The sequence below is a fragment of the Citrobacter sp. RHB36-C18 genome (assembly GCF_013814485.1).
In the GTDB taxonomy this organism is placed as follows: Bacteria; Pseudomonadota; Gammaproteobacteria; order Enterobacterales; family Enterobacteriaceae; genus Citrobacter; species Citrobacter braakii.
The window spans coordinates 2,219,703-2,240,175 of the sequence record NZ_CP057125.1 but is presented as its reverse complement, the minus strand read 5'-3'; the positions used below and the strand labels follow the sequence as shown (position 1 = coordinate 2,240,175).

The 20,473-nt window shown below is 50.4% G+C and carries 21 protein-coding genes; 9 read left to right on the top strand and 12 right to left on the bottom strand.

Features of this window, described 5'->3' with window-relative positions:
• The first annotated feature begins 16 nt into the window (after positions 1–16).
• Entirely contained in the window at positions 17–1,249 is a 1,233-nt protein-coding gene (locus tag HVZ52_RS10670) for a sensor domain-containing diguanylate cyclase (RefSeq protein ID WP_181599216.1), read from the top strand.
• 12 nt (positions 1,250–1,261) lie between these two features.
• Here the strand turns inward: HVZ52_RS10670 and smrA are convergent, their stop codons facing one another.
• Positions 1,262–1,825: a DNA endonuclease SmrA gene (smrA, locus tag HVZ52_RS10665; RefSeq protein WP_181599215.1), complete on the bottom strand. Its 564-nt coding sequence runs from the start codon at positions 1,823–1,825 to the stop codon at positions 1,262–1,264.
• 213 nt (positions 1,826–2,038) lie between these two features.
• On the opposite strand from smrA, the gene ogt reads away from it, so the two are divergent.
• The 3 genes from ogt (at position 2,039) to uspE (ending at position 4,603) form a co-directional block, all read left to right on the top strand.
• Complete coding sequence (gene ogt / locus HVZ52_RS10660; protein ID WP_181599214.1) at positions 2,039–2,554, top strand: methylated-DNA--[protein]-cysteine S-methyltransferase; 516 nt, start codon at positions 2,039–2,041, stop codon at positions 2,552–2,554.
• A 194-nt stretch (positions 2,555–2,748) separates the two neighbouring features.
• Positions 2,749–3,501 (top strand): fumarate/nitrate reduction transcriptional regulator Fnr, encoded by a 753-nt coding sequence (fnr, locus tag HVZ52_RS10655; protein ID WP_003020397.1) that lies wholly within the window; start codon positions 2,749–2,751, stop codon positions 3,499–3,501.
• Positions 3,502–3,652: 151 nt separating this feature from the next.
• Positions 3,653–4,603: a universal stress protein UspE gene (gene uspE / locus HVZ52_RS10650; protein ID WP_016153204.1), complete on the top strand. Its 951-nt coding sequence runs from the start codon at positions 3,653–3,655 to the stop codon at positions 4,601–4,603.
• Between the two features lie 48 nt (positions 4,604–4,651).
• Here the strand turns inward: uspE and HVZ52_RS10645 are convergent, their stop codons facing one another.
• The gene (locus tag HVZ52_RS10645; RefSeq protein WP_003020403.1) at positions 4,652–4,912 is read right to left on the bottom strand and encodes a DUF2534 family protein; all 261 of its coding nucleotides are present in this window, start codon (positions 4,910–4,912) and stop codon (positions 4,652–4,654) included.
• Positions 4,913–5,155: 243 nt separating this feature from the next.
• On the opposite strand from HVZ52_RS10645, the gene HVZ52_RS10640 reads away from it, so the two are divergent.
• On the top strand, positions 5,156–6,187 hold the full coding sequence (locus tag HVZ52_RS10640; protein WP_049040724.1) for a mechanosensitive ion channel family protein: 1,032 nt from the start codon (positions 5,156–5,158) through the stop codon (positions 6,185–6,187).
• Positions 6,188–6,388: 201 nt separating this feature from the next.
• On the opposite strand, the gene HVZ52_RS10630 is transcribed toward HVZ52_RS10640, so the two are convergent.
• Both HVZ52_RS10630 and HVZ52_RS10625 read right to left on the bottom strand, forming a co-directional pair.
• Complete coding sequence (locus HVZ52_RS10630; protein WP_175299812.1) at positions 6,389–6,796, bottom strand: cupin domain-containing protein; 408 nt, start codon at positions 6,794–6,796, stop codon at positions 6,389–6,391.
• Between the two features lie 216 nt (positions 6,797–7,012).
• On the bottom strand, positions 7,013–7,396 hold the full coding sequence (locus HVZ52_RS10625; protein ID WP_047417311.1) for a VOC family protein: 384 nt from the start codon (positions 7,394–7,396) through the stop codon (positions 7,013–7,015).
• 117 nt (positions 7,397–7,513) lie between these two features.
• Between HVZ52_RS10625 and HVZ52_RS10620 the strand changes: the two genes are divergently transcribed.
• Positions 7,514–8,284 (top strand): DeoR/GlpR family DNA-binding transcription regulator, encoded by a 771-nt coding sequence (locus HVZ52_RS10620; RefSeq protein WP_065554831.1) that lies wholly within the window; start codon positions 7,514–7,516, stop codon positions 8,282–8,284.
• Positions 8,285–8,391: 107 nt separating this feature from the next.
• Here HVZ52_RS10620 and mppA read toward each other — a convergent pair whose 3' ends face one another.
• Positions 8,392–10,005, bottom strand: a complete 1,614-nt coding sequence (gene mppA / locus HVZ52_RS10615) for a murein tripeptide ABC transporter substrate-binding protein MppA (protein ID WP_181599213.1) — start codon at positions 10,003–10,005, stop codon at positions 8,392–8,394.
• A 184-nt stretch (positions 10,006–10,189) separates the two neighbouring features.
• Between mppA and mpaA the strand changes: the two genes are divergently transcribed.
• A complete protein-coding gene (gene mpaA, locus HVZ52_RS10610) occupies positions 10,190–10,918 on the top strand; it encodes a murein tripeptide amidase MpaA (RefSeq protein ID WP_016153210.1) in 729 nt (242 codons plus the stop codon).
• On the opposite strand, the gene ycjG is transcribed toward mpaA, so the two are convergent.
• On the bottom strand, positions 10,893–11,858 hold the full coding sequence (gene ycjG, locus HVZ52_RS10605) for an L-Ala-D/L-Glu epimerase (protein ID WP_016153211.1): 966 nt from the start codon (positions 11,856–11,858) through the stop codon (positions 10,893–10,895). The genes mpaA and ycjG overlap by 26 nt on opposite strands.
• A 115-nt stretch (positions 11,859–11,973) precedes the next feature.
• Between ycjG and tpx the strand changes: the two genes are divergently transcribed.
• Entirely contained in the window at positions 11,974–12,480 is a 507-nt protein-coding gene (gene tpx / locus HVZ52_RS10600) for a thiol peroxidase (RefSeq protein WP_016153212.1), read from the top strand.
• Positions 12,481–12,533: 53 nt separating this feature from the next.
• On the opposite strand, the gene tyrR is transcribed toward tpx, so the two are convergent.
• The 4 genes from tyrR to pspE form a co-directional block, all read right to left on the bottom strand.
• On the bottom strand, positions 12,534–14,078 hold the full coding sequence (gene tyrR, locus HVZ52_RS10595; RefSeq protein ID WP_016153213.1) for a transcriptional regulator TyrR: 1,545 nt from the start codon (positions 14,076–14,078) through the stop codon (positions 12,534–12,536).
• Positions 14,079–14,225: 147 nt separating this feature from the next.
• Complete coding sequence (locus tag HVZ52_RS10590) at positions 14,226–15,287, bottom strand: YcjF family protein (RefSeq protein WP_181599212.1); 1,062 nt, start codon at positions 15,285–15,287, stop codon at positions 14,226–14,228.
• Complete coding sequence (locus tag HVZ52_RS10585; RefSeq protein ID WP_016153215.1) at positions 15,284–16,681, bottom strand: YcjX family protein; 1,398 nt, start codon at positions 16,679–16,681, stop codon at positions 15,284–15,286. Before HVZ52_RS10585 ends, HVZ52_RS10590 begins: the two co-directional genes overlap by 4 nt.
• Before the next feature lie 142 nt (positions 16,682–16,823).
• Positions 16,824–17,141, bottom strand: a complete 318-nt coding sequence (gene pspE / locus HVZ52_RS10580; protein ID WP_019076861.1) for a thiosulfate sulfurtransferase PspE — start codon at positions 17,139–17,141, stop codon at positions 16,824–16,826.
• Between the two features lie 228 nt (positions 17,142–17,369).
• Between pspE and HVZ52_RS10575 the strand changes: the two genes are divergently transcribed.
• A complete protein-coding gene (locus HVZ52_RS10575) occupies positions 17,370–18,380 on the top strand; it encodes a LacI family DNA-binding transcriptional regulator (protein WP_181599289.1) in 1,011 nt (336 codons plus the stop codon).
• 29 nt (positions 18,381–18,409) lie between these two features.
• Here the strand turns inward: HVZ52_RS10575 and HVZ52_RS10570 are convergent, their stop codons facing one another.
• Complete coding sequence (locus HVZ52_RS10570; RefSeq protein WP_016156630.1) at positions 18,410–19,315, bottom strand: OmpG family monomeric porin; 906 nt, start codon at positions 19,313–19,315, stop codon at positions 18,410–18,412.
• 68 nt (positions 19,316–19,383) lie between these two features.
• Entirely contained in the window at positions 19,384–20,466 is a 1,083-nt protein-coding gene (locus HVZ52_RS10565) for an ABC transporter ATP-binding protein (RefSeq protein WP_016153219.1), read from the bottom strand.
• Between the last annotated feature and the right edge of the window lie 7 nt (positions 20,467–20,473).

Sequence of the window (20,473 nt, the reverse complement as noted above, 5' to 3'; positions counted from 1 at the left end):
GATAACGGGATTATCGATGAGCACAACCGAGCTGCATTCACTGGATTTGTTAACCTTTCCGGTGTGGATTGTTTCGCCACAAACTGAAGAACTGGTGTTCGCTAATATCGTTGCACGTGAGCTAATGCAGGATCTCTGTTTTTCCCCACTGCGCAAGGGCATATTCTCAACGCATTCTCAACATGATTTAACCATGTATCTCAGTGACTTGAGCAATCATCATCACGTTGTTGAGATCCTCACGGTTTACCGCGATGGTGAGGAAATCGCGTTGGCTAGCCGCCTGTCCATTAAATCTCTGCCGGGCGTGGGGGATGTTATCCTTTTCGAAGGCATTGAAACGCCATCTGCGCAAGGTCTGAAAGCCAGCCGTTCAGCAACTTATCAACGAAAAAAACAGGGCTTTTATGCGCGTTTTTTCCAGACCAACTCCGCGCCAATGTTACTGATTGATCCGTCCCGCGATGGCCTGATCGTTGATGCAAACCTCAGTGCCCTGAATTTTTATGGTTACAACCTTGATGTGATGTGCCAGAAACATACCTGGGAGATCAACATGCTGGGCCGCCATATATTGCCGGTGATGCATGAAATCGCCCATCTGCCCGGCGGCCATAAGCCTTTGCACTTTGTCCATAAACTGGCAGACGGCACCTCACGTCATGTGCAAACCTACGCCGGACCGATTGAAATTTACGGTAATAAACTCATGTTGTGCATTATTCATGACATTACCGAACAAAAACGGCTGGAACAGGAGCTTGAGCATGCCGCTCTGCGTGACCCTTTAACGGGATTACTTAATCGCCGACATTTTTATCAGGTAACCGAGCCGGAGCAGACGCATGCGGTATCATTGACGCAGGACTACAGTCTGTTGTTGATCGACATCGATCGTTTTAAAAGCATTAACGATCTCTTCGGTCATTTAAAAGGCGATGAAGTGCTTTGCGCTCTGGCCCGCACACTGGAATCCTGTGCACGAAAAGACGATCTTATTTTTCGCTGGGGTGGTGAAGAATTTGTGCTGCTGCTGCCGCGAACCTCGCTGGATGTCGCCCTCAATCTTGCAGAAGTGATCCGCGCAACGGTAGCCAAGGTTACTCTCCCTGGTCTTCCCCGCTTTACCGTCAGCATTGGCGTTGCGCGGCACGAAACGAACGAAAGTATTGATGAATTATTCAAACGCGTGGACGACGCGTTGTACAAAGCCAAGCACGAAGGCAGGAACAGAGTACTGGCCGCCTGATGAATACGTTGATCAGCGGCTGCGCTTAGCGTGACGCTCCCAGTTTTCCTGTTTTGCCTGCGCGGTTTTACGTAATGCCACATAGCATGCCCCGCTGCCGCCGTGATGCGGCAAAGCGGCGCAGTAAGCTTGGACGTCATCAAATTCTGTCAGCCAGCGCGCCACATAGCTGCGAACAATATTGGCATGAGCGTTATCGTCACGCCCCTTACCGTGTATCACCAACACGTTACGTAATCCATCTTTCTGTGCCTGTAGAATAAAACTGAATAGCATCTGGCGGCATGTTTCTACGGGCTGGCGGATGAGATTAAGGCTCGCCTGCTGCGGATATTTTCCGGTTCGCAGTTTGTCAGTCACGCCGTGCTGTAAACCTTCGCGACGAAACTCAAGCTGCTCGTTCAACGGGATAATATCGAGAAACCCCGTCGTGAGAAAGTTATCCAGTTGAAGCGTATCGATACGCGCCGGAGTGCGGATATTACGCGTTGGCTGCCAGTGTACATCGGCGCAGCCCTTCAGCGGTTGGACATCCCCCATAGCATCCAGAAACAGCGAAGCATCATCAAGGTTCATGTTTCTTCCTCCAGCGAATTACGACGAGCATTATCATAACCGCGCACTATTATACCGACAACGGTTTACGATTATTTCCAATAATTCACCCGGCTCGCTCCGCTGAAAAGATCTACTCACGACATACAGATATCCGTTTTTAGGGGTATAGCTGCAACTGTTGCTGGCGTGATAATGTGTAACCTCGCCTGAACGCTGTAATGAGAGAAACGGATGCTGAACTTACTGGAAGACACCATCGACACGCCGCTAGGCCCGCTGTGGGTTATTTGTGATGAGCAATTTCGCCTGCGCGCGGTGGAATGGGATCAGCACCGCGATCGCATGGAACAATTGCTGGATATTCATTACCGCACAGAAGGTTATCAGCGTATTACAGCCAAAAACCCTGGCGGATTAAGCGATAAACTGTCGGAGTATTTTACCGGGAATCTCAGCATTATTGACACGCTGGAAACGGCAACAGCTGGCACGCCTTTCCAGCGTGAAGTCTGGCAAGCATTACGCACTATCCCGTGTGGGCAGGTCATGCACTATGGTCAACTGGCCGAACAGTTAGGGCGCGCCGGTGCTGCAAGAGCCGTCGGTGCGGCCAATGGTGCCAACCCGGTAAGCATTGTGGTCCCCTGCCATCGCGTCATTGGGCGTAACGGCACCATGACTGGATATGCTGGCGGCGTGCAGCGAAAAGAGTGGTTATTGCGTCACGAAGGTTATTTGCTACTCTAGATTCCAGGCAATTAATGCCTTATTCGTCACACTTTCGCATAATGTGACCACAAATTAAATGCGGTTAATCAAGGAGATACAAACATTCATTCCGGTTATACCTGAATTATTCTCTATTGGGAGTAGCTCAGGCTTACGTGCTCACCAAAAAGATGTTAAAATTGACAAATATCAATTACGGCTTGAGCAGACCTATGATCCCGGAAAAGCGAATTATACGGCGCATTCAGTCTGGCGGTTGTGCTATCCATTGCCAGGATTGCAGCATCAGCCAGCTTTGCATCCCGTTCACACTTAACGAGCATGAGCTTGACCAGCTCGATAACATCATCGAGCGCAAAAAGCCTATCCAAAAGGGGCAAACGCTCTTTAAAGCAGGTGATGAACTTAAATCACTCTACGCTATCCGCTCCGGAACGATTAAAAGCTATACCATTACCGAACAAGGCGATGAGCAAATTACCGGCTTCCATCTGGCGGGTGATCTGGTCGGTTTTGACGCGATTGGCAGCGGACATCACCCGAGCTTTGCCCAGGCGCTGGAAACCTCAATGGTTTGCGAAATTCCTTTCGAAACCCTTGATGACCTGTCCGGAAAAATGCCGAATCTGCGTCAGCAGATGATGCGTCTGATGAGTGGCGAAATCAAAGGCGACCAGGATATGATCCTGCTGTTGTCGAAGAAAAATGCAGAAGAGCGCCTGGCGGCCTTTATCTACAACTTGTCTCGCCGCTTTGCCCAGCGCGGATTCTCGCCTCGTGAGTTCCGTCTGACCATGACCCGCGGCGACATCGGTAACTACCTGGGTCTGACGGTTGAAACCATCAGCCGCCTGTTGGGTCGTTTCCAGAAAAGCGGCATGCTGGCAGTGAAAGGCAAATACATAACTATTGAGAATAGCGACGCGCTGGCAGTTCTTGCTGGCCACACGCGTAACGTTGCGTAATCTTTCCGCAAGCATTTCTGTTATCCTTCTGTCAAATCGCTAAATTTTCCCGATTTATTGATCTGGCAGGAGGTTCTCCCCTGTTTCAATCCACATTATTGGGTTACTCTTTTAATTACAAACTGCGATGACAGTTGTAAGGAGACCCTGTATGGCTATGTATAAAAATATGCTGGTCGTCATCGATCCAAACCAGGACGATCAACCAGCATTACGGCGAGCTGTTTATTTGCATCAACGGATTGGTGGCAAAATTAAAGCCTTTTTGCCAATCTATGACTTTTCCTACGAGATGACTACCCTGCTGTCGCCCGATGAGCGTACGGCAATGCGTCAGGGGGTCATCAGCCAGCGAACAGCATGGATCCGTGAACAAGCAAAATACTACATCGAAGCAGGGATCCCTCTTGAAATTAAAGTGGTATGGCACAACCGTCCCTTTGAAGCCATCATCCAGGAAGTCATTAGCGCTCAGCATGACCTGGTCCTCAAAATGGCACACCAACACGACCGCCTCGAAGCCGTAATTTTCACGCCTACCGACTGGCATTTATTGCGCAAATGTCCAAGCCCGGTATGGATGGTTAAAGATCAGCCATGGCCTGAAGAGGGTAAAGCGCTGGTTGCGGTGAACCTCGCCAGTGAAGAGCCTTATCACAACGCGCTCAATGAAAAACTGGTCAAAGAGACGCTGCAACTAGCAGAACAGGTTAACCATACTGAAGTGCATCTGGTTGGCGCCTACCCTGTTACGCCAATCAATATCGCAATTGAACTACCTGAGTTTGACCCCAGCGTTTATAACGACGCGATCCGTGGACAGCATCTGCTGGCCATGAAGGCGTTGCGCCAGAAATTCAGTATCGATGAGAAAGTGACGCACGTTGAAAAAGGATTGCCTGAAGAGGTCATTCCTGATTTAGCCGAGCACTTGCAGGCGGGTATTGTAGTACTGGGTACCGTCGGTCGTACCGGTATTTCTGCCGCGTTCCTTGGTAACACCGCTGAACAGGTTATCGATCACCTACGCTGCGACCTGCTGGTCATCAAGCCGGATGAATATCAGACGCCAGTTGAACTGGATGATGAAGAAGACGATTAACCACACAACTCAATGCCGGATGGCGATCTCATCCGGCATAACAAACGCTTAGTGTTGCTCTTCGCCGCCGAGGAAATAGATTCCCAGCGGGATAGCCAACAGAATCGTAAACACCATGCTGTAGACACAAATCATTGCCGATTGAATAGCGTACATTGAAGCGGTCCAGTCGGATAGCGGAATGTCATACTGTTCAATCACACCACCGATCGTCGCTCGCGTCACGACCGACGCTGCGATAATAAACACCCCAAGCAGGCACAACAGAAACTTCCGTCCCTTCGCTGTCTTCAGCTTAGCCATGATCATAGTACTGTCCTTTTGCAGATGAAAACCTTGTTACTTTGCGCTAACAATACCATGACATCAACTGACTGTCTGCTACATAAACCGCTTTCAGGGTGGATACCAGCGCTATTTCGCCGAAAATAGCGCTAATTGCATTATATATCTCCCCTATGGATTAATGATCTGACCGCCAGAACTGAGTAAAATATTCGAGGATTAGGATATCAGAAGATATTTCACTACCACGGAGCTGTTGGAAGAATCATGATCGCTGAACTGTTTATAAATAATGCGTTTAATTTGACGGTAATTCTCAGCTGCTGTGCCGCGCTGGTTCTGATGAGCGTCTGGTATCATCGTGGAGAGCGTCGCTGCAAAGGATTCATATTTCATGCCGCGCAATTTCTTGTCTATGCCATTATCATCGGGACGTTAGGCAGTATTGCTAATAACGTTATCGAAAATTACAGCCTGAAATTTATCTCCTCCAGCGTGGTCGACTTTATCTGCACCTCGTTGATTGCGCTGATCCTTACCATCAAACTTTTTCTGGTAATTAATCAGTTTGAAAAGACGCAGATTAATAAAGGCAGAGATATCACCAGCGCGAGGATCCTGTCGCGAATCATCAAGATTACCATCGTGGTTGCCATCATTTTGCTGTATGGCGAACATTTCGGTATGAGCTTATCCGGCCTGTTAACCTTCGGCGGCATCGGCGGTATCGCTGTAGGTATGGCAGGCAAAGACATTCTGAGCAACTTTTTCTCAGGGATTATGCTCTACTTCGACAGACCCTTTAGCATCGGCGACTGGATCCGCTCCCCGGACCGCAATATTGAAGGTACAGTTACGGAAATCGGCTGGCGAATGACCAAAATAAACACCTTCGATCATCGTCCGTTATATGTCCCGAACTCGATTTTCTCCTCTATCAGCGTAGAAAACCCAGGAAGGATGACGAATCGCCGCATCAAAACGGTGATCGGGTTACGATATGAAGATGCTGATAAAGTCAGTGCCGTTGTCGAGTCGGTCAGAGAAATGCTGCAAAACCATCCGGGAATAGACCAGAAACAAACCCTGCTGGTTTATTTTAATGAATTCGCCGATTCATCGCTGAATATCATGGTGTATTGCTTCACGAAAACCACCGTGTGGGAGAAATGGCTTGCGATACAGCAGGACGTTTATTTAAAGATTATTTCGATAGTCAAGGCACACGACGCCGACTTTGCGTTCCCCAGCCAGACGCTGTATATGGATAATCCTGAAGCAGCGCCATCGACACACTAACAAAAGAAAAGGCGCGGAAATCCGCGTCTTTTTTCTGCACTTATTTCAATGAGGCAATATCAATGACAAAGCAGTACCAGCGCCAGCGTTGGAATATACGGATTCAGGTCATGTAGATACAGGACTGTATCAATAATCAGCTCAAACTGATTCACTTCGGGCATCGGATTCTTTACCTGCAGAACGCGTGCCCCGCACAGCTCAGGGAAGCAGGTTGTACTCAGCGTCGCTTACCGGTTCAAACCACTCGTTCGATGCGCCAGCTGCCGGGATTTCCACAGCGATATGGGCAAACCAGCTATCACGCGCGGCGCCGTGCCAGTGTTTCATTCCCGCCGGGATGTGTACGACATCACCAGTTTTCAGTTCACGCGCCGGTTGATTCCACGCCTGATACCAGCCTCTGCCGCCGGTCACCAGCAAGATTTGTCCCCCTTGATGATGGATATGCCAGAAGTTACGACAGCCCGGCTCAAATGCTACGTTACCAATGACCACGCCTTCTATGGAGAGCATGGTCAGATAGCTGTCGCCAGTGAAATATTTCGCATACGCTTCATTTTTCTCTCCGCGAGGAAAGACGCTGTTACCATCAAATTGTTGATTCATAATCTCCGCGCCGGCGCTGGAGACGGTATTCCGTTGATTTTGCATTTAGACTCTCCAAAACGGTGGCAGCACGCGCCACCGGATGCTGAAAACTATAAAAATTATAGAGACTCGACAGGCGGGTGATTAGAGGTGAAAAGAAGGACAACCTTATGAATCATGCTCATCAATAGTCGGTAACAGGTACAACATTTCTACTGGAGATGGCGTGAAGCCTTAGGCCACAATTTCAATCAAATTGCCGTCAGGATCGCGTATCACCGCTTCGTAATAGCCATCACCGGTGGTGCGCGGGTCAGAAACTAATATCCCCTGTTCTTTTGCACGCATCGCCATGGCATCAACGTTTTCACTGCCGCCAACTGAAATGGCGAGATGCACCCAGCCTGAGGTGTTATTGTTGGGAGCATGTTTTGTCAGTCCAGGCTTAGTCATTAACTCAATCGCGATATCCTCACCAATTTTGACAAAATAGGATTCAAATCCAGGATTGGTTTTACTGCAGTATTTTTCGTTGATCTTTGCGTCAAAAAACGTGACCCAGAATTGAGCTTGTTGCTCAAGATCCCGTGTCCATAACGCCATATGCGCAACCTTCATAGCTAACCTCTTCTTGTTGTATCCAAACAATAGGTTCCCTAAAGGGATGTTGACATCGTGAACCATAATGCACAATTATGCTTGTTATTGCTCGATGTTTATTTCACTGGAGTATTGATGCTCGATTACGCAGCATTCCCTGAACAGCGCCAGGCGCTTATCTATCAGATCCTGCAGGAAAACGGCAGAGTCATCTGTTCCGAACTCGCCAGTAGGTTAGGCGTTTCGGAACATACAATCCGCCGCGATCTGCATGAACTGAGTAAAGATGGCGTGTGTAAAAAAGTCTATGGCGGCGCGGTCATTGCACTCCCTGAATCCGAAGACATCACCGTGCGCAAGAGTATTAATGTGGCGAAAAAGAGCAATATCGCGCAGAGATGCGCCCGGATGGTCAAATCCGGAAGCTGCATTTTTATCGACACAGGCAGTACTAATCTGGCGATGGCTGAAGCCCTACCCGCCGAGCTGGCGTTAACCGTGGTAACAAATTCCCCGGAGATTGCCGCCGTTTTACTAAAAAAACCACTGTTTGATGTCATTATGCTGGGCGGCGCGGTGCAACGATCTTCTGGAGGGTGTGTGGGTGCCACCGCTATCTCGCAGGTGCAGGGCATTTTATTCGATCAGGGATTTATTGGCGGCTGCGCGATGTCGCCAGAATCCGGCTTAACCGGATTTGATTACGCGGATTGTGAGTTCAAAAAAGCGGTGATCAAACAGTGTAATGAAACTATTGTCGCGCTGACGGCTGAAAAGATCCCGGCCGTCGCCCGTTATGTTGTTACCGAAAGCAGCAATATCGATGTAATTGTCGTCGAGGAAAATATCAGCAAAGAGTATGCCACGGCGTTTCAGGCGCACGACATTCGTATTTATACAGTGTAACCCATTCTATTGGGTGATACTTTTCCATTGCTTTCATGACCCACCTTCCCTACAGCCTTGTCTGTTCGGGAAATCGCCAATGCAATGTCCCGAACAGGCCAGCTATATCAGTGCTTCACAATATACATTGTGCGGCTATAAGCCACATCTTCAGGGTTAGTAATCGGATACCCTTTCAGCCACGGTTTAATTAAACGCCCGTTGGTGTACTGATAAATCGGCGCAATGGGAGCCTGTTCCATCAGAATGTTCTCCGCGGCGTTATAATCAGCATTGCGCGCTTTCTGCGTATTCTCCAGGGTTGCCTGGGTCAACACTTTATCGTACGCCGGATTATTAAAGCGGGAGATATTGCCCGTATGGGTTGATGTTAATAGCGACAGGAACGTAGATGGCTCATTGTAATCGCCCACCCACGAGGCGCGGATCACATCAAAATTACCGGTATTGCGGCTATCGATATAGGTTTTCCACTCCTGGTTTTGTAGTTTCACGTCAACGCCGAGATTTTTCTTCCACATAGACGCGACAGCAATAGCAATCTTCTGATGATTTTCAGAGGTGTTATACAGAAGCGTCAGTTTAAGTGGTTTCTGTGGACCATAGCCCGCCGCACGCAGCAGCGTTTTCGCCTGAGCGTTCAGCTCTTCCTGACTCATTTGCTCAAACGGTGAAGGTTCCGGCACAAACCCTGCCGTTACATCCGGCGTAAAATGCCATGCGGGCTTTTCGCCGGTACCCAGAACTTTCTCCGCCATCAGGCGACGATCGATAGTCATGCTGAGCGCCAGGCGCACGCGTGAGTCGGCAGTCGGTCCCTTCTGGGTATTAAAGGCATAGTAGTAAGTGCCAAGCTGCGGCGGGGTATAAACCTGGCCCGGGATGTCCTTCAACAGTTTCTGATACATGTTTTTCGGGAACGACTCGGTAATATCGATATCACCAGCAAGATAGCGCTTGGTCGCTGCCGATTCCTGGTTAATAGGCAGGAAGGTGACTTTTTGCAGCACCGTTTTGGCGTTGTCCCAATAATGCGTGTTCGGCACAACGTCCAGTTTTTCGTTCACCACGCGATCTTTGAGCACATAAGCGCCGTTACCAATTAGATTGCCTGGTTTGGTCCAATCTTTACCGCTCTCAACGTTAGCTTTTTGTACCGGATAGAAAGCAAAACTCGCCGTCAGATTAGCAAACCAGGGCAGCGGTTTATCCAGTTGGACCTTCAATGTACGCGCATCGATCGCGCTAACGCCGAGCTTATCTGGCGAGGCTTTTCCATCGATGATCGCCTGTGCGTTGTTAATACCCGCCAGCGCAGCAAACCAGGCAAACGGCGACAGCGTTTTCGGGTCAACCAGACGCTGCCAGCTATAGACAAAATCCTGCGCCGTTACCGGCGTACCATCTGCCCATTGCGCATTATCGCGCAGCGTAAACGTCCAGATACGGTTATCGTTGCTTTTCCACTGAGTGGCAACACCGGGCACAATCTCGCCCTTCTCATTCTGGTTGACCAGCCCTTCAAATAAATCACGAATAACCTGAATTTCAGGAAGCCCGACGGCCTTTGCCGGATCCAATGACGCCGGTTCGTCTTTGATATGACGCACCAGTTCTTGTTTTTCTGCCAGTACCGTTCCGCTGGGAACATCAGCAGCCCAGGATAATGAAATGCTGCTTACCAATAGCGCACCACAGGTTACTGAAACAGAATGCTGCATAAAATACCCTCAATTCCGGCTACTAAGTGAATGTGTAATTATTTGTATCGCCAGCAGGAAATGCAATTAACTTTCGACAAGGAAATAATATTACATCTGAAAAGATAAGTGTGTGAAAACGATTTGATTATCCATACATTTTGCACAACACTGCGAGTAACAATCCACGCATTCAGAGATGACTATGACCGTTACCCGACCCCGTGCCGAGCGCGGCGCATTCCCACCTGGAACCGAACATTACGGACGTTCATTATTAGGCGCGCCGCTAATCTGGTTTCCCGCAATGGCGGCCGATCGCGAAAGCGGTCTGATACTGGCAGGAACGCACGGCGACGAAAACGCATCGGTCGTCACCCTTTCCTGCGCATTGCGTACGCTTAACCCTTCCTTACGTCGTCACCATGTGGTGCTGGCGGTTAACCCTGACGGTTGCCAGCTCGGGCTGCGCGCAAATGCGAACGGAGTGGATCTAAACCGTAACTTTCCCGCTGCCAACTGGAAAGCGGGTGAAACGGTGTATCGCTGGAACAGCAGCGCAGAAGAACGCGATGTGGTGTTGTTGACCGGCGAAAATCCGGGCTCAGAACCAGAAACCCAGGCGCTGTGCCAGCTTATTCACCGAATTCATCCTGCGTGGGTGGTCTCTTTTCACGATCCGCTGGCCTGTATTGAAGATCCCAGGCGCAGCGAATTAGGCGCGTGGCTGGCGCAGTCGTTTGAATTACCTCTCGTCACCAGCGTAGGTTATGAAACGCCCGGCTCATTTGGAAGCTGGTGCGCAGACCTGAACTTACACTGTATAACCGCCGAATTTCCGCCCATCTCTTCAGATGAAGCGAGCGAGAAATACCTGCTGGCCATGTCCAATCTCCTGCGCTGGCACCCTAGAGATGAAGTTGTCCGGTCGTAAAATGCAGGGCCGGCTCCGCGTCGCTGGCAAGCCAGGTAGGGCCATCAAGATCGGCAAAGTTAACCTGCGGCGTAAGGGGTAACGCCGCGCCAATCGCCCGGGAAGTACACAACATGCAGCCCAGCATTAGCGCAAATCCCTGCTCGCGGGCTTCGGTTGCCAGCGCCAGCGCCTCCGTCAGGCCGCCTGTTTTATCCAGTTTGATATTGACCATTTCATAGCGCCCGTGCAGCGCTTTCAGGCTGCTGCGGGTGTGGCAGCTTTCATCTGCGCAGATCGGCAGCGGATGCACAAAATTTTCCAACGCGGCATCGTCCTGCGCTGGCAGCGGCTGCTCCAGCATCGCCACCCCTAAATCAGCCAGAAGCTGGCAGCGTGCCGCCAGACCTTCTGCCCGCCAGGATTCATTGGCGTCGACAATAATCGTGGCATCAGGGACTGCTGCACGAATAGCAACCATCCGCTCGCTAATCAAGCGCGCATCCAGTTTAACTTTTAGCAGTTTCGCGCCATTTTCCCACAGTGCAGCCGCACTCACCGCCATTTGTTCCGGCGTGCCAATTACCACTGTTTGCGCCGTCGTCACCACTTCCGCCAGTTCACTTCCCACCAACTCTGCCAGTGACAGTTGCTGTTGACGCGCACTCAGATCCCACAACGCGCAGTCCACAGCATTACGCGCGGCTCCCGCTGGCAGCAGCTTTTGCAGCTCTTCACGCGTCAGTCCATTTTCCAGTTGTGGGGCAATGCTCATAATTTGCGCCAGCACTGAGGCATCGCTTTCACCATAGCGCGGATACGGTGTGCACTCGCCGATACCCGTGACGCCGTTTTCTGCCACTTCAACCACCACCACATGCGCTTCGGTTCTGCTCCCACGGGCAATAACAAAGGGAGTGTGCAGCGGCCAGGCTTCCTCATATACCTTAACTGTTCTCATTTGCTTTCCTTAATGCAGTCCCTGAAGCGGATATCCGCAAATAGCGTTTGCCGTGTTAACTGCTGATGGCATAAACTAGCCTCGACGTTAACTATATGTAAACAGGAAGATAACCATGTCACAAACCGTTCATTTCCAGGGCAACCCGGTTACAGTTGCCGGCTCAATTCCTCAGGCCGGAAGCAAAGCTCAGGCTTTTACCCTTGTGGCTAAAGACCTGTCTGACGTTACGCTGGGCCAGTTCGCAGGCAAGCGCAAAGTGCTGAATATTTTCCCAAGCATCGATACCGGCGTTTGTGCGGCATCGGTACGTAAGTTTAACCAACTGGCGACAGAAATCGACAATACCGTCGTACTGTGCATTTCGGCCGACCTGCCATTCGCCCATTCACGTTTTTGCGGCGCGGAAGGTCTGAGCAACGTTATCACGCTGTCCACCCTGCGCAACGCAGAATTTCTGAAAAACTACGGCGTAGAAATCGCTGAAGGCCCACTGAAAGGTCTGGCCGCACGTGCCGTGGTCGTTATTGATGAAAATGACAACGTCGTTTTCAGCCAACTGGTCAATGAAATCACCAACGAGCCAGACTACACTGCTGCGCTGGACGTACTGAAAGCTTAAGCCACGTCTGCATACAAAAATGCCTCCGCAGGGAGGCATTTTCATTTACCGTGTTACTCTTCGCTTTTTTTCTGCTGGCTCAGGCCGTATTCACGCAATTTGTTGGCAATCGCGGTGTGCGAAACGCCGAGGCGCTTGGCCAGTTTGCGCGTGCTGGGATAATTCATATAAAGCTGCGTCAGCACAGAGCGTTCAAAGCGGCTGGTAATTTCATCCAGCGATCCTTCCATCACCTCTTCTCCGACCGCAACCGTTGCCGCATCGTAATCCGGCAGTAAAATATCCTGCGGCCGCAGCTCATAGCCTTCAAGCTGGGTCAGCGCCCGGTAGATGGCATTTTTAAGCTGACGCACGTTGCCCGGCCAACCGTAGCGGGTTAACACCGTGCTGAGATCGGCAGACAGCTTCGGACGCGGCACGCCCTGCTCGTCGGCGAAGCGCGCCACAAACAGTTCGGTAAGCGGCATAATATCCTGCGGGCAATCGCGTAGCGGCGGCAGATTTAGCGTCAGTACATTCAGTCGATAATAGAGATCTTCACGGAAAAGCCCTTTCTGCACCATTTCCACAAGGTTCTTTTGCGTCGCGCAAATCACGCGGACATCAACATGAACTTCGTGATCTTCTCCCACGCGGCGGAACGTGCCGTCATTGAGAAAACGCAGCAATTTGGTCTGCATACGCGGCGACATTTCACCAATTTCATCTAACAGAACCGAGCCGCCATTCGCCTGCTCAAAGAAGCCTTTTTTACCTTCCGGGGCATGGCCAAACAGCTCACTTTCGACCGCATCTTCAGGAATTGACGCGCAGTTCAGCGCCAGATACGGCTTCGACGCACGCGGGCTTGCCAGGTGGCAGGCATGGGCAAAGAGATCTTTGCCGGTGCCGGTATTACCAGTAATCAGCAGCGGCGCACTCAGAGTCGCCAGCTTACGCGCCTGTTCCACTACGTGTTTCATTTTGGCGCTGACGGCAATAATCTGGCTAAACGCGCTCAGATCCTGCGTAGTCATATTTTGCAGCTGACGCCCCATCCGGATGGTGGAGCGCAGCATGACAACAGCACCGGTCAGCATCTGCTCCTGATTTTCACCCTGCAAATGGACAGGCGTAATCTCCATCAGGAAGTTCTGTCCGTTAATTACGACATGCTCGCTATGAGAATCCTGCGGATTGCTTTCGAGCCAGCGCTGGAAGTTAAACCCATTGATTAACTGGGCGGCGGTATGATTGCGCATCCGATCCTGAGTGTGCGCGAAAAGCTGGCAGCTCGCAGGGTTCGCCATCTCGATTTTGCTTTTCATATCCAGAGAAAGGACCGGTTCTGGTAACGCCTCAAGCAGCGCGCTCAGCGCAAGATGTTCTCGTTCGGAAGGCATCCAGGGCACGGTACGCACATCCGTAACCCCTGAAATACGGCGGATTTCAGCCATCAGGCTACTGAAGTTGGTGAACTCCAGTTCCGCAAAATTGAGGTAAATCCGCCCGATGGGGTCAATCTCGATACCGCGTAAATCAATGCTTCTCAGCACCAGTAAATCGAGTAATTCGCGGGTCAGACCAAGTCGGTCTTCACAAAAGACTTCCAAACGCATAGGAACCTTCACCTGGACAAGGGATTATGTATTAAATGATAAGACAGTATTGGGTTTGCAGGAAGAACTCTGTCAACAAATATTGACAGCTCGCTGGAAAATCAGGCGCCGGGACGTAAAGTTAAACGACTGTCGCCCAATTTTTAGCTAACTTTCGCGCGGTGATTTGTTCTTTTGTAAGGTTTCTTTCACCTGACCAATCAGTTGACGGCGAAAATCGCCCAGTCGTGGCTTATCGTCATCGATCCACGGCAGCGGTCGGCAAAGTTCCATGGCTTTAATACCCAGACGCGCCGTTAATAATCCCGCGCCAATACCCTGCGCGGCACGCGTCGATAAGCGAGCGGCTAAATCCTGCGACATCCAGTCCATTCCCACTTCCCGCACCAGCTCACTGGCCCCGGCAAAAGCGATATTTAGTAGCACCAGGCGGAACAAACGCAGGCGGCTGTAATAACCGAGTTCAATGCCATACAGCGATGCGATGCGATTAATCAGCCGCAGGTTTCGCCAGGCAATAAACGCCATATCCACCAATGCCAGCGGACTGACGGCAATCATCAGCGTGGACTCCGCCGCTGAACGGCTAATCTCACGTCGGGCCTGCGCGTCCAGCACCGGCTGCACAAGATGGGCATACAGGCTGACGACTTCGCGATCGTTCTGCGTTTCATGAATTGAGGCATACCAGCGCTGTAGCGCCGGATGGGACTGATCGATACCCGCCTGCTGCGCCAGCTTTTCACAAAATGCACGACCTTTTCCGGTTCCATGGCTGTGGAGCAGATCTCGCGCTTCATCGCGCTCGTGCGCACGCTGGCGCAAACGCCATAGCCGACGCCACTCGGTCGCAACCGATCCGATACCTGCGCCGATAATCAATGCGCCAGCGGCACATCCTCCCAGCGCGACCCAGTCCTGAGTCTGCCAGGCGTTCATAGTCCATTGTACGCCCTGAGCGACAACGCTCGCGCCAAACAGCGCCAACCCGCCCATTACCATTTTGCGCCACAAACTGCGTTTGGGGCGTAGGGCCGCATCAATGACGGCCTCAGCCTGACCTTCGTCTTGCAGAGGTTCATCCACTGTCGCCGGAGAAAAAGTCTGCGCCTCTGTTTCATTGAACATCTGCTGCGCTTTAAACGCCGCGTTTTGTTCCACGTCCAGCGGAACTGAGAAATCGATACGCGGTTTTAACGGCTCGCTCATCGCAATTTATCTCCTATTAAAAACTCCATCGCGGCATCAAGACGAATATGCGGTAAGGGTTTATCGACATCCATAACCTGCGGGCGAAACGCCTCAAACTGAAAGCCCTGGCTGTCCCAGAATGCTTGTCCAGGTAAACGCGCGGGCACTTCCCCCGGATAAACGGTTAATGGTTCACCATCGCTCAGACGATGACCACGCAGCGCCGGGATCTTTTCGCCTTTCACATCGATCAGGCCGCTGGTGGTTGCCTGTACTGATGCCAGTCCCAGACAATCCATGCTGATACCTTCGAACGCAGCGTTTTGCCAGGCGTCCTGGATCAACTGCTGCAATAACGACACCATATTGGCGTGCTGATCGACCGTGACGTGGTCGGCTTTGGTGGCGGCAAACAGCAGTTTGTCGATCACCGGGGAAAACAGCCGACGAAACAGCGTGCGCTGTCCATAATGGAAACTTTGCATCAGTTGGGTGAGTGCCAGACGCATGTCGTTAAACGCCTGTGGCCCGCTGTTGAGCGGTTGCAAACAATCGACCAGCACAATCTGACGGTCAAAGCGCAGGAAGTGATTCTTATAAAATCCCTTCACGACTTTTTCACAGTAATAATTAAACCTGTCGCGCAGCATGCCCGCATTGGTGTGTTTGTCTGCCTGCGCCAGCTTCGATTCCCCCCAGGCATCAACGTCCGGCCACGGGAAGAACTGCAGCGCAGGCGCGCCCGCCATATCTCCGGGCAGAACAAAACGGCCCGGCTGAATAAAATGCAGTCCCTGCTGCTTGCACTGGTGCAGATACTCCGTCCAGGCGGCAGCGATTTCCGCCAGACGGTTTTCATCAGCAGGCGCCAGCGGATCCAACCCCTGGCATAACTGCCGCCATCTTGCCGACCATTCGCCCCGCTGTCCCTGTAATAATCCGGTCATTTGCCGCGACCAGCTGAGATAATCCTGGGCCAGCATCGGTAAATCGAGCAGCCACTCCCCCGGATAATCGACGATTTCCAGGTACAGCGTGGAGGTGTCTTTAAAGTGGCGCAGTAAAGAATCATTGGATTTGTAGCGCAGCGCGAGGCGTATTTCACTCACACCGCGCGTAGGTGTCGGCCAGGTCGGCGGAGAGCCATACAGCTGCGCCAGTCCCTCATCATAGGTAAAGCGCGGAATACCAAAATCGCGTTGTGGAACCCGTTTAACGCCGAGCAGACGCTCTTCGCGCACGCAACTGAGCAACGGCAGACGCGCACCGGCATGAATATTGAGTAACTGGTTTACCATCGCGGTGATAAACGCCGTCTTACCGCTACGGCTAAGTCCGGTGACAGCCAGGCGCAAATGCCGGTCTACGCCGCGATTAACCAGCGAATTGAGTTCATTTTTAAGTCGCTTCATCGCCATCCCGTTTTGCTGAAGGAACCGAATAAATTATAACAAACAGGAAGTAAAGATAGGGGTCAATTCTTACTTATCAACTACCTGAGCTGTAACAGGCGGCATTATTCTTACCGCCTGGAGCAGAAGGAATGCGGGCGGTTTATTGATTCTCTACTTTAGGAAGCGCTATCTGATTGATGCCACCTTCGTTGGTCACCTGCGTGTAGCCCATTTCCGTCAACATATCCTTCGCCTGCCCCGATTGACGCCCGGAGTTGCAGTACAGCTTCACGGTGTCGGTCTTATCAGGAACTTCAGCAGCGATACGCACCTTCATCTCTTTTAATGGAATGTTGACCGCCCCCTGAATATGCTGCTGTTGGTACTGTTCAGGAACGCGAACATCAATCCAGTGCTCGGCTGCAAAAACCGGCATGCCGATGACCAGTGCCAACGCTAATACGCCTTTTTTCAACATAATATCTTCCTGACTGATAGTTGGATTTAACCAACACACTATACGCCAGTTCTTAAGAAAATATTGCGATCGCATTATCACCCTCTGCACCCGTGGACGACTCTTCCTCTGGTTGCGCATACTGCGGTTAGTTTTTTGATTTTTCTGCCCGCATTTCGATATTGTTGTCATTCGCCAATTAACTCCATAATATGTTCGCCATTGACTCTCGGACGGAGCTTGGGATCTATGTCTCCTACCATTTATGATATTGCACGAGCCGCTGGCGTATCAAAATCCACGGTGTCGCGCGTGCTTAATAAGCAAACCAATATCTCGCCGGAAGCGCTTGAAAAAGTGCTGCGTGCTATTGATGAGTTACAGTACCAGCCCAATAAACTTGCTCGCGCACTCACCTCTTCCGGGTTTGATGCAATAATGGTGATATCTACCCGTTCAGCAAAAACAACCGCCGGTAATCCGTTTTTCTCTGAAGTGCTGCATGCTATTACTGCCAAGGCTGAAGAGGTCGGTTTTGATGTCATATTACAGACTTCGCGAAGCACTGAAGATGATTTACAAAAATGTGAGAGCAAAATTAAGCAGAAATTGATCAAAGGTATCATTATGCTGAGTTCTCCCGCCGATGAATCTTTTTTTGCAAGGCTGGATAAATACAACGTACCGGTCGTGGTTATTGGAAAGGTTGAAGGCGACTACGCCAATGTCTATTCTGTAGACACAGATAATTATCGCGACAGCATTACGCTAACTGATGCGCTGATTGAGAGTGGGCACCGTAATATAGCCTGTTTGCACGCGCCGCTTGATGTTCATGTTTCTATCGATCGCGTTAACGGATATAAAGCCAGCCTTCAGGAGCATAATATTAAAATGCGCGATGAATGGATTGTTGACGGGGGCTATACCCATGAAACAGCCCTGCTTGCTTCACGAAAATTACTGAGTCAGCAGCCGTTACCCGATGCCGTATTTGCCACCGACAGCTTGAAATTAATGAGCTTATATCGCGTGGCGGCTGAGAAAAATATAACCATCCCGCAACAACTTGCCGTTGTGGGCTACAGTAATGAGCTGTTGTCTTTTATGCTCACGCCCGTTCCTGGGGGAATTGATGTGCCTACCCAGCAGTTGGGTGAACAAAGCTGTAATTTATTATTTAACCTGATTGCGGGCGAGAAAGGATTACAAAATATCACGGTGAGCACACAAATATCGCTGTCCGACTCACTGGTGTAAAAACTGGGGCATAAATGCCCCAGTATATTTTAGAAGGCGTAGTTCACGCCTATACCAGCATAATGGAATCTGTCGCTTTCGCCTTCGTCGTGATCTTCCCACTCATAGGCATACTCCAGTGACATTGATAAACCATTCTGGAAATCATATGCATACAGTAAACCGAGACGATTGAAATTATGGCCTTCACGTTCCGGATCATCTCGCCAGTCCCAGTTTGACCAGCGATCAAGCCCCAGACGGGTATACGGCGTCAGGGTGGTATTGCCTAAAGACAACGGTAAATATGCACGAATTTCCTGGGTTGAGAACTCACCATTATTGCGCGAATCAGCCAGATTAAAGCCGCGTTCAAGGTAATAGTTGACCGTTAAGCCTACCGTTTCGTTAAACCTGTAATTCAGACCGGTCTCGCTTTCGACACGACTATCGGAGTAGCCAGTAGTATTCAAATCATTAACGAATTGATACATCGACAGCCAACCGCTAAAGCGCAGGTCGTCGGTCAGTTTAACATCCCAATCCGGCTGAACTTTCCAGCGCTGCATATTGGCGGTGTCGTTTCCTGGTTCATTGACATAGTGATAACCGTAATTACGGAAGCCACCGGTCAAACCGAAATTAACATCCTCACTTTCCAGAAATTGATAGCGAATTTCCAGTTCCGGACGATCAAACCAGGTACCACGCTTACCTTCGCTGTAATCAACCGGTCCTTCCTGATAATAGGCCAGCGATATTTTCCACGGCCCATTAGAGGCGTTGAAATAGACGGACGGCTCAGCCAGTCCATCCATATCCTCGCCCTGACCTTCAACGTTTTCTATTTCGTACATAGCACCAATATTAAAGTGCCAGTCATTATTTTCAGCAGCCTGCGCGCAGGCCATTCCTGCGCTCATAATCAGCGCAGTAGCGGACAGTAGGGTTTTCATTATTATTCCTTGTTAAAATACTCGCAAAAATGCCCCAAGGCTTGGGGGGGATTTATCCCCCCGGAATTTTATTGAATAGCCACTTCAGTTTCAGCATCAAAGAAATGGCATTTCGCCATATCAAAATGAATAGTGATATTTTCTCCTGCATGATAATCATTCACTGCCCCAGCACGGACCACCAACTCATGCCCCCCAACAATGGTATAAAGCATAAATTCAGCGCCGGTTAATTCTGCAACGCTAATTTTTGCCGATATACTATTTTCATTATTAAGCTGCGGGTGTATATCTTCAGGACGAATTCCCAGAGTGACCGCCTGATGTTCATAACCCTGCGCTTTTAATTGTGCTAATTTATTTTGTGGAATCGTTAATTTCAGTGTTTCAGTAACAAACTTATCACCATCAATCGCGCCACGAATAAAGTTCATGGCCGGTGAACCAATAAATCCGGCGACAAACATATTAGCCGGGTGGTTATAAACCGTTTTCGGCGCACCAACCTGCTGAACGATGCCATCTTTCATAATCACAATACGCGTCGCCATAGTCATGGCTTCGGTTTGATCGTGGGTAACATAGATCATGGTGGTATTGAGTTTCTGATGCAGTTTGCTAATTTCAGCCCGCATCTGAACGCGAAGTTTGGCATCGAGATTCGATAAGGGTTCATCCATCAGGAAGACCCCCGCTTCACGTACAATCGCACGCCCCAGCGCCACACGCTGACGCTGACCACCGGATAACGCGCCGGGTTTACGCTGCAGATAATCGCGCAGACCAAGGATCTGCGCCGCCCAGTTTACGCGCTCCTCAATCACAGCAGGCGCTATTTTCTGCATTTTCAGACCAAACGCCATGTTGTCATAGACGGTCATGTGTGGGTATAACGCGTAGTTCTGAAAAACCATCGCAATGTTGCGTGATTTCGCCGGCACATCGTTCATCCGTTTACCGTCAATCAGCAGATCGCCGCCGCTGATCTCCTCCAGACCGGCGATCATGCGCAACGTAGTTGACTTCCCGCAGCCGGAAGGTCCAACAAAAACAATAAACTCTTTATCTTCAATTTCCAGATTGAAGTCTTTAACGACGTGTACCTGGTTGTCGTAAATTTTTTGAATGTGTTGCAACGAAAGCTGTGCCATGTTGAAT

Coding starts and splice junctions, on each gene's coding strand:
- HVZ52_RS10575 (WP_181599289.1), top strand. CDS start 17,370: ATGTCTCCTACCATTTATGATATTGCACGAGCCGCTGGCGTATCAAAA.
- uspE (WP_016153204.1), top strand. CDS start 3,653: ATGGCTATGTATAAAAATATGCTGGTCGTCATCGATCCAAACCAGGAC.
- HVZ52_RS10640 (WP_049040724.1), top strand. CDS start 5,156: ATGATCGCTGAACTGTTTATAAATAATGCGTTTAATTTGACGGTAATT.
- HVZ52_RS10570 (WP_016156630.1), bottom strand. CDS start 19,315: ATGAAAACCCTACTGTCCGCTACTGCGCTGATTATGAGCGCAGGAATG.
- HVZ52_RS10590 (WP_181599212.1), bottom strand. CDS start 15,287: ATGAGCGAGCCGTTAAAACCGCGTATCGATTTCTCAGTTCCGCTGGAC.
- HVZ52_RS10630 (WP_175299812.1), bottom strand. CDS start 6,796: ATGAATCAACAATTTGATGGTAACAGCGTCTTTCCTCGCGGAGAGAAA.
- HVZ52_RS10625 (WP_047417311.1), bottom strand. CDS start 7,396: ATGAAGGTTGCGCATATGGCGTTATGGACACGGGATCTTGAGCAACAA.
- mppA (WP_181599213.1), bottom strand. CDS start 10,005: ATGCAGCATTCTGTTTCAGTAACCTGTGGTGCGCTATTGGTAAGCAGC.
- smrA (WP_181599215.1), bottom strand. CDS start 1,825: ATGAACCTTGATGATGCTTCGCTGTTTCTGGATGCTATGGGGGATGTC.
- pspE (WP_019076861.1), bottom strand. CDS start 17,141: ATGTTGAAAAAAGGCGTATTAGCGTTGGCACTGGTCATCGGCATGCCG.
- HVZ52_RS10565 (WP_016153219.1), bottom strand. CDS start 20,466: ATGGCACAGCTTTCGTTGCAACACATTCAAAAAATTTACGACAACCAG.
- HVZ52_RS10645 (WP_003020403.1), bottom strand. CDS start 4,912: ATGATCATGGCTAAGCTGAAGACAGCGAAGGGACGGAAGTTTCTGTTG.
- ycjG (WP_016153211.1), bottom strand. CDS start 11,858: ATGAGAACAGTTAAGGTATATGAGGAAGCCTGGCCGCTGCACACTCCC.
- HVZ52_RS10670 (WP_181599216.1), top strand. CDS start 17: ATGAGCACAACCGAGCTGCATTCACTGGATTTGTTAACCTTTCCGGTG.
- fnr (WP_003020397.1), top strand. CDS start 2,749: ATGATCCCGGAAAAGCGAATTATACGGCGCATTCAGTCTGGCGGTTGT.
- HVZ52_RS10620 (WP_065554831.1), top strand. CDS start 7,514: ATGCTCGATTACGCAGCATTCCCTGAACAGCGCCAGGCGCTTATCTAT.
- mpaA (WP_016153210.1), top strand. CDS start 10,190: ATGACCGTTACCCGACCCCGTGCCGAGCGCGGCGCATTCCCACCTGGA.
- ogt (WP_181599214.1), top strand. CDS start 2,039: ATGCTGAACTTACTGGAAGACACCATCGACACGCCGCTAGGCCCGCTG.
- tyrR (WP_016153213.1), bottom strand. CDS start 14,078: ATGCGTTTGGAAGTCTTTTGTGAAGACCGACTTGGTCTGACCCGCGAA.
- HVZ52_RS10585 (WP_016153215.1), bottom strand. CDS start 16,681: ATGAAGCGACTTAAAAATGAACTCAATTCGCTGGTTAATCGCGGCGTA.
- tpx (WP_016153212.1), top strand. CDS start 11,974: ATGTCACAAACCGTTCATTTCCAGGGCAACCCGGTTACAGTTGCCGGC.